This window comes from Mesorhizobium sp. M0830, assembly GCF_040319965.1.
In the GTDB taxonomy this organism is placed as follows: domain Bacteria; phylum Pseudomonadota; class Alphaproteobacteria; order Rhizobiales; family Rhizobiaceae; genus Mesorhizobium.
The window spans coordinates 1-13762 of sequence record NZ_JAMYOR010000102.1 but is presented as its reverse complement, the minus strand read 5'-3'; the positions used below and the strand labels follow the sequence as shown (position 1 = coordinate 13762).

Sequence of the window (13762 nt, the reverse complement as noted above, 5' to 3'; positions counted from 1 at the left end):
GCGGTCGGAGAGGGGGAGCAACGCTGGTGAATTGTCTATGAGGCCATAAGACAGGTCGAGCCTTTCCCCCTCTCCGTCTCGGCTTCGCCGAGCCACCTCTCCCCCACTCTCGTGGGGGCGAGGAAAAGATCACATTGCGGTAAAGCCGTTGTCGACGAACAGATGCGTGCCGTTGACGAAGCTGGACTCGTCGCTGGCCAGGTAGAGTGCCGCCCTTGCCACCTCTTCCGGCTCGCCGATGCGGCCTTGTTGCGCGGCCAGCGCGGCGTCGGAGACATCGACGCCGAGCCTGCCCAAATCGGCGACCTCGCGCAGGCCGTGCGGCGTACGGATGAAGCCGGGGCATACGGCGTTGCAGCGGATGTTGCGGTCGCGGAACTCGACGGCGATGACGCGCGCGAACATGTGGCAAGCGCCCTTGGTGGTGTCGTAGAGCACCTCCATCGGCGTCGCTGCCACGGCCGAGATCGACGAGGTGCAGACGATCGAGCCGCCGCCCGCCGCGATCATGCCGGGCAACACGGCGCGCGTCATCAGGAACATCGAGCGGACGTTGACGGCATGCAGCCAATCCCATTCCTGTACCGTCGTCTCCAGGAAGGGTTTGATGACGATGGTGCCGGCATGGTTGAACAGCACGGTGACCGGACCGAACTTTTCAGTCGCGCCTTTAACGGCCGACTCGACCTGGCCTTCATCGGAGACGTCGGCGACGAAATGCACGGCGACATGGCCACGCTCCCGGATCGCCGCCGCGGTTGCGGCAGCGGCCTCGCCATTGCGGTCGATGATCGCCACCTTGGCGCCTTCCGCCGCAAACAGTCCCGAGGCCGCCCCGCCCATTCCCGTCGCGCCGCCTGAAATGATAGCGACCTTGCCGGCCAGTCTTGTGCCCATTGCCTCGCTCCCTATTTGACGATTCCGCTTTGCATGGTTGGGCGATGCTACCGCGCTCGCAGCGGGCAGCCAACGCACGAATTGGGTGCAGCAGGGACACGGCCATAGGTCTATCCCACGTACAGGCGATTTGGACATGCCATGTTCGGCCGCTTGCTCAATCATACGCGCTCAGCAAGTGACAACCAATTTTCGAACATAAATGAGAAAATTATTCTTTCTAAGGCGCGAAAATAGCAATCGACAAAGTCTACAAGTTTTATAGATTAACCGGCGAGACGGAGGCAGATATGTCCTATATCCAGAACGCCCAGACGGATCGCAGCGGCCGGAGGCTGACCAATGCCCAGACCTTCCGCCCGGCCTATGCCGGCGCTTTCGCCTATGTGGTCTTTGCCCTTGCGTTTGTGTTCACCGGCGCAGTTGTTCTGGGCCTCATCCCCTAGCGTTCGTCAGATCGACCGGGGTTAGCTGCCCCACCGCTTCCAGGCAATCGGAGTTGAATGAACCGAATCCTCGGTGCGCTTGCGCGCGCCCGACACAATTGAGGAGATGGCAATGCCGATCGAGTTCACGCATGTTCCCGGCAAGACCGCCGACGCTGCAGTTCCCTTTTTCTATGACTTCGCCGAGACCGCGACCAAGCTCGGACTGATCGAGGACGGCGGTTTCCGCAAGATCGTCGTCGACGACTCGGCCGGGCTGCTGACCAATATGGATCTTGCTGCCCAGGTGCTGGACCGGACTTCGTCGCTGGAAGTCGTGCTGACGCACTGGGCGGGCGTGGTTGAACCGACCGTGGCGGCCCGCCAGCTTGCGTCGATCGATAGGAAAAGCGGCGGGCGGCTGGTGCTGCGGATGATCAGCGAGCCGCTGAGCGACGCCGACGCCGAAACACGGCCGGTCGGCCATACCGTCATCTGGCAGCGCATCGACGAATATCTGGTGCTGCTCAAGCGGCTTTGGTCGAACGACCGGCCCTTCGACCATGAAGGCGCGTTCTACAGTATCAAAGGCGGCTACGTGCCGCGCAAGGGTCCGCACGGCGCCGACCTGATCATCCGCATGGGCGGGCAATCCGGGACGGCAGTCAAGGTGGCTGGCCGGCATGCCGATGTCTTCGAACTGGCACCGGGCTCGATCGACGAAGTCCGGCAGTCCATGGAGCGGGTGCGGGTCGCGGCCGCCGAGCACGGCCGGGCGAGCAAATTGCGCTTTGCGCTTCCGGTCAGGATCCACCAGGGTGCTTCCGCCCCCGGCCTCAAGGCGGTCGACGTGGCCGGCCCGCCGGCCCAGGCCGCCCTGTCGCTGCTTGCCTATGCGGCTCTCGGCATTGATGAATTCATGATTGTCGGCGTCGACACGCCGCGTGAGATCGCCACCGTCGGCCGGGAAACGATCGCCCTGCTGCGCAATTCGCTGGTGCGCCGCGAAACGGACGCATTCCAGCCCGGGACGTTCGCGCCGCGCGCGGGTATTGAGACGCGCGCAGCGGGGTGAGGGCCTTCAGCCCTTCGGTGCTTCAGGCCTGTCGCCAAGCCGCGACAGGCCCTCTATGACGGCGTCTGAATCCGTTAGTGCGCCAAACACGCCGTCCTCGATTGTCACCATATGAAGCGCGGCTTCGTGGGCTTGTCTGTCGCCGCTGGCACAGGCATCCGAGATCGTCAGGCATTGAAAATTGCGGTCGCATGCCTCGCGCAGCGTGGTGTGGACGCAGACATCCGTTGTGCATCCTGAAAACAGCAGATGCGTGATGCCTTGCGCGCGCAGGACAAGTTCGAAATCCGTATAGGTAAAGGCGCTGTTGCAGGTCTTGTCGACGATGATGTCCTGCGGCGCCACGTCGATCTCCGGAACAATCTGGAACCCCGGGCCCGAGCGCAGCAGGATTTCGGTGCCTTCGAGCCCGGCGCGCTTGCGGCGCCATTTCTCGTAGGGCGTCATATCGGCCATGTCAGCCCGATAGCCCTGCCTGGTGTGGATGACCCTTATGCCAGCCTTGCGGGCAGCGGCGATCAGCCGGCTCACTGTCGGCAGGATCGCCCTGAGCGGTGCGGGATCATATCCCTGCCTGGCAAAGTAACCCGTCGTCGACAGGAAATCCTGCTGCAGGTCGATGACGATCAGTGCCGTGTTTTCGGCCACCAGCCTGCCGTCAAAGGGGAAGTCGAAGGGTCTCGCCTTGATCATCCGGGCTCTCCTCACCGATCTGCGGGGCCCATCCTGACCGGCGAAGCAGCAGCCGTCCACCGGCGTGGCAGCACAACGCGAAGCGGCAGAGTGCCGAGGTGCGGCAGGTTACGGCGATTTGTTGATCGTTGCAGTCATCTTTAATGTTGACTAGCAACGTCATGTTTTCTAGTCAACCGGGCATCGGCTTGCCGAAAGCCGGAATCTGGAGATGCAAGCGGCCGCATTGGAGAGATGCCATGACCGTGGCTGGAATTGATGCCCAGACTGCCTTCCATATCGATGCGGTGCGCTTTGCCGTCGGCGCGCGGACCCTGCTCGGTCCGGTCTCGCTCGAACTGGAGCGCTCGCGCGTCTACGGGCTGATCGGCCACAATGGTTCGGGCAAGTCGACGCTGATCAAGCTCATGGCGCGCCAGCAGCCGGCAAGCTCGGGCGCCATCACCTTCGCCAGGCGTCCGCTGCCGCAATGGGGCGCCCGCGAGTTCGCTCGCGCGCTTGCCTATCTGCCGCAGACGACGCCGGCGGCGACCGGCCTCACCGTGCGCGAACTGGCGACGCTCGGGCGCTATCCCTGGCACGGCGCGCTTGGCCGTTTCCGTGCCGAGGACAGGCAGCATGTCGACGGGGCGCTGGCCCTGACCGACATGGAAGGCTTTGCCGACCGGCTGGTGGACGAATTGTCCGGCGGTGAACGCCAGCGCGCCTGGCTGGCCATGCTGGTGGCACAGAACGCCGGCGTCATGCTGCTCGACGAGCCGATCTCGGCACTCGACATCGCCCATCAGGTCGAGGTGCTCGGGCTAGTCAGAAATCTCAGCCGCAAACGCGACCTTTGCGTGGTGGTGGTGCTGCACGATCCCAACATGGCGGCGCGCTATTGCGACGAGCTGATCGCGCTTAAGGACGGCAAGCTGCTGACGCGCGGCACGCCTGGCGAGATCATGCGAAGCGATGTGCTGAAAGGCATTTTCGGCGTGGAGATGGGCGTGTTCGCGCACCCCGTCACCGGCCAGCCCGTCGGTTACGTGCAGTGAGGAGATTTGATGCAGCGGTGGGAAATAGAAAGCGGCTGGCCGCTGTGAGAACAAGGAAGACGCTGTTGTCTAGATATGGTTTGTTGGCGGCGTTGGTCGCATCCGTCATCCTGTCGGTGGGTAGCGCGACCGCCCAGGAGCAACCGGCCGGGGGCGCGCCCGCGATCGAAGCGCCCGCCGCGCCGCCAGCGCCCGTTGCACCGGCGCCCGCTGCACCGGCAGTCGCGCCGCCGGCTACGATGGCGCCGGTGCGGCCAGCCAATCAGCCGAACACGACCGTGCCCGGCGGGACCGGCCCTTTAGCGGCGATGGAGTCGACCCTGCCGCATGATCTGTCGCCGTGGGGTATGTTCATGGCGGCCGATATCATCGTCAAGGCGGTGATGATCGGGCTGGCCTTTGCCTCACTCGTCACCTGGACGATATGGTTGGCCAAATCGCTCGAGATTTTTGGTGGCAAGCTGCGCATCCGCCGCGCCGTCCGGGCAATCGGCGATGCCGCCACGCTGAAGCAGGCCAGCCGTGCGCTCGACCGCAGCGGCGGCCCCGGCGCGCTTCTGGTGCGGGCGGCCGAGGAGGAGACCGCGCTTTCGGCCGGCGCGCTCGATCATGTCTCGGGCGACGGGCTGAAGGAACGCGTCACATCGCGCCTGTCGCGCATCGAGGCGGCGGCGTCGCGGCGCATGTCGCGAGGCACCGGTGTGCTGGCGACGATCGGCTCGACCGCGCCCTTCGTCGGCCTGTTCGGCACCGTGTGGGGCATTATGAACGCCTTCATCGGCATCTCGCAGGCGCAGACCACCAATCTCGCCGTGGTCGCGCCAGGTATCGCCGAGGCTCTGCTTGCCACGGCGATGGGCCTTGTCGCGGCAATACCGGCAGTCGTCGTCTACAACGTCTTTGCCCGCTCGATAGCCGGCTACCGGCAGATACTCGCCGATGCATCGGCGGGCGTCGAACGGCTGGTCAGCCGCGACCTCGACTTCCGCACGGTCGGGCCGGCAACGGCGCTGGCGGCGGAGTAGCGCCATGGGCAGCAGAACCCGACAGACCATGGATGACGATCTCGAGGAGAGCCACGAGATCAACGTCACCCCCTTCATCGATGTCATCCTGGTCCTTTTGATCATCTTCATGGTCGCGGCACCGCTGGCGACGGTGGATGTCAATGTCGACCTGCCGGGCTCGACCGCAACGCCCGCGCCGCGGCCCGAAACGCCGCTGTTCCTGACGCTGAAGGACGACCTGACGCTGGCGATCGGCAGCGATAGCGTGCCGCGCCCGGCTTTAGCCGCGACGCTGGACAGCAGGACAAAAGGCGACAAGCTGACGCGCATCTTCCTGCGTGCCGACAAGGCGGTCGCCTATGGCGACCTGATGGACGCGATGAACCTGCTGCGCGGCGCCGGCTATCTGAAGATCGCGCTGGTCGGCCTCGAGGCGGCGCCGGCAGCTACTGGTGCAGCGGGGCCATGATGCATGCGGCCGCCTTGCCCTCGGTCGAGTTGTCGCGCTTCGGCTGGCGCGACCTTGGCTTGTGGACCAGTGCCGCCGCGCTGGTCCTCGGAGCCCATGTCGCGGTCGCCTATGCCGTGCAGAATTTCACGATGGTCACCGACCCGGACGGCGGTCCGCCCCCGGCCCTGGTGATCGAGATGGCCCCGATGGTGGTGATGCCGGCCGTGGAGGAACAGGTTGCGGCGCCGGACGCGGTGACATCAGATCAGGCCGATCCAACACCGACGACCGAGCCGACGCCTGAAGCGCCGGTCGAGAAGGCGGAGCCGGTTATCGAACAGACGGAAGCCGTCGCCCCCGACGAGACCGAGCCCACCCAGACCGAGATGGCTGAACAGGTCGACCAGCCGCCGCCGGATGAGGCCGTTCCGGATGTTGTGGAGGCTGTCACACCCGAGGTCGTCATTCCCTTGCCGCAGCCGAAACCGGTCGAGGTGGTCAAGGACAAGAAACCAATCGAGGCCAAGCCGCAAAAGCCTGTCGAAAAGCCCAAGCCACCGTCGAAGAAGGAGAAGGCGCCGCCGCCGAGGACGGCAACCGTCGCAAGTGCCGATGCAAAGCCGGCACCCAGGACCGCAGCGCCGAAGTCGGCAGCACCGACGACGCGCTCCGGCGACGCCAGCAAGTGGGACTCGCGTCTGGGCGCTTGGATCAAGCGGCACACGCGCTATCCCAGTTCGGCCAAGGCTCGCCGGGTGGAAGGCAAGCCGTATGTCGCGTTCACGGTCGACTCGTCCGGCCGGGTCCTGTCCGCCAGGCTCTCTCGCTCGTCCGGAGATGCGGATTTGGACCGCGCCGCACTGGCGGTGCTGCAAGGCGCCACAGTGCCGGCACCGCCGCCGGAACTCGGTTCGCGCCAGAGCCGAACGGCGCCATTCGTGTTCAGCCTGCGCAACTAGAGACTAGACCAAAGCCGGGCTCATCAGTAGCTCAACGACGGGCCCACGGCCTCGACCTGCTGCAGATAGAAGCGGTATTTCGTGCGCAGCGTCCTGAGATTCGGGTCGTCGGAAGGCGTCCACTCCGCTCCAGACACTGACGGCCTGGCAGCTGTCGTCAATTGCTACCGCGACGAGTGCATTCCGCTACGCACTCCTGGGCTGGGCAGTGCGAATGTCCTTTGCCTTGGGGTGCAGCGGGTTACCACTGAGCTGCGTGTGCCTGGCCGGCCGTGCGCCGCGAAGAACGTCGAAGGCTTCCGCATAGGCCATGCCCAGCAGATAAGAGATCATGGGAAAACGGCCTGCTTCGGCCATCTGCACGAGCTCATTGGTTACCGACGAAATATACTGAAGACTGTCGAGTTCCGACTGACGTAAGGACTGATTCGACACGTGCTGCTCCTGTCAGACTGATGGTACCCTGGGGGACGTCGGCGCGGAACGCCTTCAGCGCTTGTTGTCGTGCATGGCCTGCGAAAAGAAGACAGTCTGCGTGCCGGCCGCAATCGTCAGCTTCGGAGCTGTGTTCACTTTCCTGGCCATTTTTGTCCCTTCCTGACCATCGGGATCCGTTGAAAGCTCATCCAGAACGAGATCCACAGCAAGAAATGTAAGGTCGAAAGCGTTAACGATCTGTTAAAATTGTAGTAAATCCGCGAGCCAAAGACAGGCGGACGGATTATCTTTCTTGGTGTTAAAGTGTAAAATATCGTTTTTATTCGGATACAGAGTAGACAATCGCTAACGTACGCTTTTTCGGTATAGGCTTATTCTTATTTAGCGTAAACCACGGTGATCGAGGCGATCAGCCCATCCCATCCTGGGTCAGGCTGACCACAAGTTGATCGACGCCGGGATCGTCGAGCCTGATGACATGTGCCATGCGGATGGCGTCCCTTGAACGGATGTTGGCGGTGTCGCGCCGCATGATGACGGACACGAATGCCGGCCCGGCCTCCGTCAGAAGCATGGCCTTGCCAATCAGCACCGGTTCGAAGATCGGAGCCCATTGCACGGAGATCAGCGACGGTTCGCCGGTCTGGCGGCGGTTGATGCCGCTGAAATAGATCCAGTTCAGGCGCGAGATCGCCACTCCATAGTGGTTGCCTCGCGCCCGCGCTGATGTCGATCCCTGGCGTTCCGACCATCCGGTGACGCTTCTGAAGGTAACCAACTCGGCCTGGCGACGCACGAAGGTTACTGACCGCATCAAGTGGTCGGGCCGGGCCGGGATCGAAAAATAGGTGAAATAGGTGCCCCCCGCGATCGATGGGCTGGGCGGGCGGATCATCTGGTTGAACAAGCCCTCGGACACCTGCGGCAGGCCGCGGACCCTGGGTTCGGCGACACCGGGATCCCGGTACAGTTCGGGCTCGTTGATCCGGAAGTAGTCGCATATCAGCGCGGCGGTGGCCTTGTTGGGAACCGTCTGTCCTTGCAGGTAGCGCTCGAACTGCGTGCGGTTGATGCCCAGCTCACGGCATACCGCGCTTACGGAGGCATGGTCCTTGCAGAGCCGTCTAAGGTTTGCAGCGAGATTCTCGCGAATTGACACGTTTTTGCTTCCGCAGGCGGCTTCTTCATTTCGATTCGAAAACCCATATAGCGTCTCCAGTCGCCCCGCAGAAACGCCTTGTCACAACGCACAGAAAACTGATTTGGTAGCGCCAATCTAGGGGGGCGGCTTCCAAAAAAATAGCGGCAATCCACGGGCAGCTTCCGCCAAAAGCCCAACTGACAACAGTTTTATCGGGTATCGCGAGGCGCAGTAGCGGCCTTCGCCGGCACGTTGGCACAACAAATATCGCCGGCAGGCGAGCGCGCAGCGTTTCTCTTGTCGTGAAAAGCAGAAATCGATTATTCCGCTGGTGGAGCTGAGGAGGATCGAACTCCTGACCTCGTCATTGCGAACGACGCGCTCTCCCAGCTGAGCTACAGCCCCGTCCAGCGGATGGGGCATTTATCGGGCGCCGTGGTTTCCTGTCAAGCGCGGTCAGGCGGCGCTTTGCCGAAATCGGCGGCCGCCGACTTCGGGCCGCATGCGGCGGAAGGCGGCACTTGCCGGTTTCGCCTGCAATGGCTACATGTCGGCAACAATTGGAGACCGGCATGCTCGCCCTCATTCAAACAATCGTCATGGCGCTAGACCTCTACTGGTGGGTCATCATCGCCTCGGCGATCTTCTCCTGGCTTTACGCCTTCAACGTCGTCAACTCGCGCAATCAGTTCGTCGGTTCCATAGGCAACATGCTTTACCGCCTGACCGAGCCGGCATTGCGGCCGATCCGCCGTTTCATGCCGGACCTTGGTGGCATCGACATCTCGCCGATCATCCTGCTTCTGGTCCTGTTCTTCCTGCGGCAGTTCATACTCACCACGGTGGCGCCTCTGATCCTGTGAGTTCGTTCCGCCTGCGCGATGGTGGCGTCGACCTGTTTGTCCGGCTGACGCCAAAGGCTGCGGTGGACAGGCTTGAAGGCGTCGAGACGTCAGCGGACGGACGAAGCCATTTCAAGGCTCGCGTCCGCGCCGTGCCGGAAAACGGTGCAGCCAATAAAGCGCTCGAAAAGTTGATCGCCAAGACGCTCGACGTGCCGGTGTCCGCCGTCTCGATTGTCGCCGGCGGCACCGCCCGGCTGAAGACCGTGCGCATCGCAGGCGACCCGGCGATGCTGGCGAAAAACATCGAGGCGCTCGGCCAACAGTCGTGATGCCCTTGATGGGAGGTTCAATCCCCCAGCGGCAGACGCGGATCGTCGACTTTCAAGGTGTTCACACTCTGCTTGATGCGGCGCAGGTTTTCCAGAACCCGCGGTCCACGCGTCTCGGCGACCGACGTGACGATCATGTCGACGATCGACAGCAGCGCATAGCGCGACGATGTCGGCTTGTAGATGTTGCCGTCCTCCAGCGACTGGAAATTGATGACCGTGTCGGCGACCCTAGCGAGTGCGGAATCCGGCGGGGTGATGGCGATTGTGGTGGCGCCATATTGCTGGGCGACCTGCACCGCATCGATGACCGACCGCGCATAGCCGGAGACAGAGAAGGCGATCAGCGTGGTGTCGGGCGTGGCAACGGCGGCGTACATGCGCTGCAGCTGTCCGTCGATCTGCGCCAACACCGACACGCCCAGCCTGAACAGCCGGTTCTGCATCTCGGTCGCCATCATCGACGAAATGCCGCCGGAGCCGATGCACAGCACATTGCCGGAAACGGCGACGCGTGCGGCGACGGCGACCAGCGTCGTCATGTCGAGATTTTCGCTGGCGCGCTGGATGGCCGATATCGCCGCTTCGGTGATGGCGGAAGCGATGCGCTGTTCGCGCGCGTCGCGGTTCAACGGTTCCGGCGACAGATACTGGCCGCCAATGGCGATGGCTTGCGCCAGATAGAATTTGAAGTCGCGCAAGCCCTCGCAACCGAGGTTGCGGCAGAAGCGTGTCACGGTCGGCTCGCTGACGCCGACGCGCGCGGCAATTTCCGAAATCGCCGCCTTGGAGACAAAGTCGAGATCGGCCAGCACGAAGCCGGCCAGCTTGCGATCCGACTTCGTTCCGTCCTGCAGTATCAGCTGCAGGCGCGTGATGATGTCGGCCGGCGTCTTCATAGAGGCAGGCCCGTCGCCTTGTCGAACAGGTGGATGTTACCGGGGTCGACAGTCACGAGCAGCACGTCGCCCGGCCTGACCGGCACCCTGTCGCGGAACACGGCGCGCACCGTGTCAGTGCCGATGGCGCCATAGACATGGGTTTCGGAGCCGGTCGGCTCGACGACATCCACCTTGATCGCCATGGCGTCGGCAGCCTCGCCGATGACAAAGTGCTCCGGCCGGATGCCGGCCTCCACTGCAGTGCCCACAGCTACCTGTTTGCCGGCAAGCGCAAGCCGCCCGCCGCCGACCGATTCGAACCAAGTTTTCTCGGGCGATGTCTTGAGGGAACCCGAGACAAAACTCATCGACGGGGAGCCGAGAAAGCTGGCGACGAACTTGTTGGCCGGGCTGTCATAGAGCTCCAGCGGCGCCCCGACCTGCTGTATCCGCCCGCGATCCATCACCACGATGCGATCGGCCATGGTCATGGCTTCGATCTGGTCGTGGGTGACATAAACAATCGTCGATTTCAGCCGCTGGTGCAGCGCCTTGATCTCGACGCGCATCTGCACGCGCAGTTGCGCGTCGAGATTGGACAGTGGTTCGTCGAACAGGAACACCGACGGCTCGCGCACGATGGCGCGGCCCATGGCGACGCGCTGGCGCTGGCCGCCCGACAGCTGGCGGGGGTAGCGGTCGAGATAGGAGAACAGATTGAGGACGCCGGACGCCTTCTTGACCTTTTGGTCGACCGCCTCGCGTGCCTCGCCGCGTATCTTCGGGCCGAAGCCGATATTCTCCGATGCCTTCAGGTGCGGAAACAGCGCATAGGACTGGAACACCATGGCGATGTTGCGCTGCTGCGGCGGCAACGCGTTGGCGCGCACGCCGCTGATCAACAGGTCGCCGGAGGTGATCGTCTCCAGGCCGGCCAGCATGCGCAGCAACGTCGACTTGCCGCAGCCGGATGGGCCGACCAGCACGACGAACTCGCCGCTCTTGATGTCGAGGCTGATGTTTTCGAGGATCTTGTGCTGCCCGAAGGATTTCGACAAGTCGCGAAACTCGACGTCGGTCATGCTCACGCTCCCAGAATATTGTCGATGAACGGCAGGCAACCGGCGGTCAGCCCTGCGTCCACCGGCATCACCACGCCTGTTATTCCAGATGCTCGATCGGACGCAAGGAAAGCGACCGCTTCCGCCACTTCCGAAGCGTTGACGATGCGGCCGAGCGGATAGAGGCGCTGCAGCTTGCCGAGGATTTCGGGATCCTTGGCAAGGCGGTGGTCCCAGGCGGCGGTGCGGATCGACCCGGGGCAGACGACATTGGCGCGCAGGCCGCTGCGGCCGAGCTCGACGGCGATCGCCTTGGCATAGGCGTTGATGCCGGCCTTGGCCGCGGCGTAGGCGGGATTGCCGAAATGCGCGATTGCGTTGACCGAGGAGATGAAGACGACGCTGCCGGAGCCGCGGCCGGCCATCGCCTTGACCAGCGGATCGGCGAAAGTCACCACTCCGGTCAGGTTGAGGTCGAGTTCCTGCTCTATGCTGCCGGGGTTGAGCGCGGAGAGCGTCTCGGCGCGCGTCCAGCCGGCATTGTTGATGAGAATGTCCGGCACGCCATCCCGGTCGAGGATCGCGGCGATCGCCGTCGCTATCGACGCCTTGTCGAGAAGATCGAAAACGTGGCGGGAAGCAAGATGTGGGCTCTCCAATGTCTCGCTCGACCGATCACAGCCGATAACCCTGGCGCCCCTTTGCGCCAACAGCGCCACGATAGCCGAGCCGAGCCCGCCGCCGGCACCCGTCACCACGACGGTTTTGCCCTCGAACTCGGCTTTGCCTTCGAATTTGGGTCGCGAAACCACCGTGCGTCGTCCTCGCTGACAGATCCGTGCAAGGCCTAGGCTAGAATATGTAAGTAAGCAACAGAAAAATCTGCTTGCAAGCCTTCAAATCGCGGATAATGTAGGAAAGTCACATAAATCTTCTGGCTTAGGCTACGAAGAGCGCGCAGGCGCAATATCAAATGGGAGAGATCAAAATGAGCCTTGCAAAATGGACTGCCGGCCTGATGGCCGGAATGAGCATGCTGGCAATCGCGGCGCAGGCGGATGCGGGCGAGGTGCGCGTCACCGTTGCGGAGTACAGCGCCAAGACTGCTCCCTATTTCGCCGACGTCAAGAAGGAATTCGAGGCGGCAAACCCCGGCATATCAGTCAAGTTCGAGGTGGTACCTTGGGATGTGCTGCTGCAGAAGCTGACCACCGACATCACCGCCGGCACCAATGCCGATCTTTCGATCATCGGCACGCGCTGGCTGATCGACTTCGTGCAGCAGGACGTCGCGGAGCCGCTCGATAGCTACATCAAGCCTGACTTCAAGGACCGCTTCATCGACACTTTTCTTTCGCCCTCGATCATGGACGGCAAGACCTACGGCCTGCCGATCGCGGCCTCGGCGCGCGCCATGTACTACAACAAGGAGCTGTTCGAGAAGGCCGGCATCGCCAATCCGCCGGCAACCTGGACCGAGCTGCAGGAAGATGCCCGCAAGATCAAGGCGCTCGGGTCCGGCACCTTCGGTTTCGGCATGCAGGGCAAGGAGATCGAGACCGACGTCTACTACTACTATGCGATGTGGTCCTACGGCACCGAAATCCTCAACAAGGACGGCACCTCCGGTCTCAGCACCCCGGGCGCGCTTGAAGCCGCCAAGCTCTACAAGTCGATGATCGACGAAGGTCTGACGGAGCCCGGCGTCACCTCTAACAGCCGCGAGGACGTACAGAACCTGTTCAAGCAGGGTAAGGTCGGCATGATGATTACCGCACCCTTCCTGTCCAACCAGATCAAGGAGGAGGCGCCGAACCTCAGATACGGCGTGGCGGCCATTCCCGCCGGACCGACCGGCGCGCGCGGCACGTATGGCGTCACCGATTCCATCATCATGTTCAAAAACTCCAAGAACAAGGACGAGGCCTGGAAGCTGCTCGATTTCCTGTTCACCACGGAACAGCGCGCCAAGTTCACGCAAGGTGAAGGCTTCCTACCGGTGAACAAGGAAGAGGCGAAAATGGACTATTACGTCAACAATGCCGATCTGGCGGCGTTCACCGCGCTGTTGCCCGACGCCCGCTTCGCGCCGGTCATTCCCGGCTGGGAAGAGGTCGCGCAGATCACGTCGGATGCCATGCAGAAGATCTATCTCGGCGGCGACCCCGAGGCAGGATTGAAAGACGCAGCGGCCAAGGCCAACGCCGTCCTGAAGAAATAGGGCGTATCTCCCTGCGCCCGTGGCGCGCTCCGCTCAGGCGGGCGCGCCACATCTTGCAGCCTTGACAGCGCCGCCCCAGCCAGTCTCCTTTCCTCTCCCTCCGGAGGGGGGAGAGGTGGCTCGGCGAAGCCGAGACGGAGTGGGGGAACCACCCGGCAACCGCCGCGAACGGACATAGGAAGAGCACTAGGCGCAAACATCGCCTCGCTTGCGCCTAAAGGTCGAAGCCCCCACCCGCCCGCGGGGCGCCGCCCAAAGCCCCCCCGAGCCCCGGGGGAAGAACGGCCCCCAGACGCACAAGG

Annotated in this window: 16 protein-coding genes and 1 tRNA gene; 9 read left to right on the top strand and 8 right to left on the bottom strand. The window is 63.1% G+C overall.

What is annotated here, in order from left to right:
• Positions 1 to 129: 129 nt before the first annotated feature.
• On the bottom strand, positions 130 to 897 hold the full coding sequence (locus tag NKI20_RS32475) for an SDR family NAD(P)-dependent oxidoreductase (RefSeq protein ID WP_352838021.1): 768 nt from the start codon (positions 895 to 897) through the stop codon (positions 130 to 132).
• 290 nt (positions 898 to 1187) lie between these two features.
• Between NKI20_RS32475 and NKI20_RS32470 the strand changes: the two genes are divergently transcribed.
• Positions 1188 to 1343: a hypothetical protein gene (locus tag NKI20_RS32470; RefSeq protein ID WP_352838019.1), complete on the top strand. Its 156-nt coding sequence runs from the start codon at positions 1188 to 1190 to the stop codon at positions 1341 to 1343.
• Between the two features lie 112 nt (positions 1344 to 1455).
• Complete coding sequence (locus tag NKI20_RS32465) at positions 1456 to 2397, top strand: LLM class flavin-dependent oxidoreductase (RefSeq protein WP_352606914.1); 942 nt, start codon at positions 1456 to 1458, stop codon at positions 2395 to 2397.
• A gap of 6 nt (positions 2398 to 2403) precedes the next feature.
• Here the strand turns inward: NKI20_RS32465 and NKI20_RS32460 are convergent, their stop codons facing one another.
• Positions 2404 to 3090 carry a cysteine hydrolase family protein gene (locus NKI20_RS32460; RefSeq protein WP_352606916.1) on the bottom strand — a complete coding sequence of 229 codons (687 nt, stop codon included), beginning with the start codon at positions 3088 to 3090 and terminating at the stop codon, positions 2404 to 2406.
• 239 nt (positions 3091 to 3329) lie between these two features.
• Here NKI20_RS32460 and NKI20_RS32455 point away from each other — a divergent pair, with 239 nt between their 5' ends.
• From NKI20_RS32455 to NKI20_RS32440, 4 genes are all read left to right on the top strand, one after another.
• Positions 3330 to 4127, top strand: coding sequence for an ATP-binding cassette domain-containing protein (locus NKI20_RS32455; protein ID WP_352838016.1), 798 nt, complete (start codon positions 3330 to 3332; stop codon positions 4125 to 4127).
• 65 nt (positions 4128 to 4192) lie between these two features.
• Positions 4193 to 5152, top strand: a complete 960-nt coding sequence (exbB, locus tag NKI20_RS32450) for a tonB-system energizer ExbB (RefSeq protein WP_352606920.1) — start codon at positions 4193 to 4195, stop codon at positions 5150 to 5152.
• A gap of 4 nt (positions 5153 to 5156) precedes the next feature.
• A complete protein-coding gene (gene exbD, locus NKI20_RS32445) occupies positions 5157 to 5603 on the top strand; it encodes a TonB system transport protein ExbD (protein WP_352606922.1) in 447 nt (148 codons plus the stop codon).
• Positions 5600 to 6544 (top strand): energy transducer TonB family protein, encoded by a 945-nt coding sequence (locus NKI20_RS32440; protein ID WP_352838013.1) that lies wholly within the window; start codon positions 5600 to 5602, stop codon positions 6542 to 6544. The genes exbD and NKI20_RS32440 overlap by 4 nt, the downstream gene beginning before the upstream one ends.
• A 186-nt stretch (positions 6545 to 6730) precedes the next feature.
• On the opposite strand, the gene NKI20_RS32435 is transcribed toward NKI20_RS32440, so the two are convergent.
• The 3 genes from NKI20_RS32435 to NKI20_RS32425 all read right to left on the bottom strand — a co-directional run bounded on the left by NKI20_RS32435 (position 6731) and on the right by NKI20_RS32425 (position 8528).
• Entirely contained in the window at positions 6731 to 6979 is a 249-nt protein-coding gene (locus NKI20_RS32435) for a hypothetical protein (protein ID WP_352606925.1), read from the bottom strand.
• Positions 6980 to 7391: 412 nt separating this feature from the next.
• Complete coding sequence (locus NKI20_RS32430) at positions 7392 to 8141, bottom strand: helix-turn-helix domain-containing protein (protein WP_352838010.1); 750 nt, start codon at positions 8139 to 8141, stop codon at positions 7392 to 7394.
• 311 nt (positions 8142 to 8452) lie between these two features.
• A tRNA-Ala gene (locus NKI20_RS32425) sits at positions 8453 to 8528 on the bottom strand.
• Between the two features lie 167 nt (positions 8529 to 8695).
• Here NKI20_RS32425 and NKI20_RS32420 point away from each other — a divergent pair.
• Both NKI20_RS32420 and NKI20_RS32415 read left to right on the top strand, forming a co-directional pair.
• On the top strand, positions 8696 to 8986 hold the full coding sequence (locus NKI20_RS32420) for a YggT family protein (RefSeq protein WP_023760873.1): 291 nt from the start codon (positions 8696 to 8698) through the stop codon (positions 8984 to 8986).
• The gene (locus tag NKI20_RS32415) at positions 8983 to 9297 is read left to right on the top strand and encodes a DUF167 family protein (protein WP_352838007.1); all 315 of its coding nucleotides are present in this window, start codon (positions 8983 to 8985) and stop codon (positions 9295 to 9297) included. The genes NKI20_RS32420 and NKI20_RS32415 overlap by 4 nt, the downstream gene beginning before the upstream one ends.
• Before the next feature lie 17 nt (positions 9298 to 9314).
• On the opposite strand, the gene NKI20_RS32410 is transcribed toward NKI20_RS32415, so the two are convergent.
• From NKI20_RS32410 to NKI20_RS32400, 3 genes are read right to left on the bottom strand one after another with little or no spacing between them, the layout of a single operon-like run.
• Positions 9315 to 10196, bottom strand: coding sequence for a MurR/RpiR family transcriptional regulator (locus tag NKI20_RS32410; RefSeq protein ID WP_352838005.1), 882 nt, complete (start codon positions 10194 to 10196; stop codon positions 9315 to 9317).
• Positions 10193 to 11260, bottom strand: a complete 1068-nt coding sequence (locus NKI20_RS32405; protein ID WP_352838003.1) for an ABC transporter ATP-binding protein — start codon at positions 11258 to 11260, stop codon at positions 10193 to 10195. Before NKI20_RS32405 ends, NKI20_RS32410 begins: the two co-directional genes overlap by 4 nt.
• 2 nt (positions 11261 to 11262) lie before the next feature.
• Positions 11263 to 12051: an SDR family oxidoreductase gene (locus tag NKI20_RS32400; RefSeq protein WP_352838001.1), complete on the bottom strand. Its 789-nt coding sequence runs from the start codon at positions 12049 to 12051 to the stop codon at positions 11263 to 11265.
• A gap of 176 nt (positions 12052 to 12227) precedes the next feature.
• On the opposite strand from NKI20_RS32400, the gene NKI20_RS32395 reads away from it, so the two are divergent.
• On the top strand, positions 12228 to 13460 hold the full coding sequence (locus NKI20_RS32395) for an ABC transporter substrate-binding protein (RefSeq protein ID WP_352837999.1): 1233 nt from the start codon (positions 12228 to 12230) through the stop codon (positions 13458 to 13460).
• Positions 13461 to 13762: the final 302 nt, after the last annotated feature.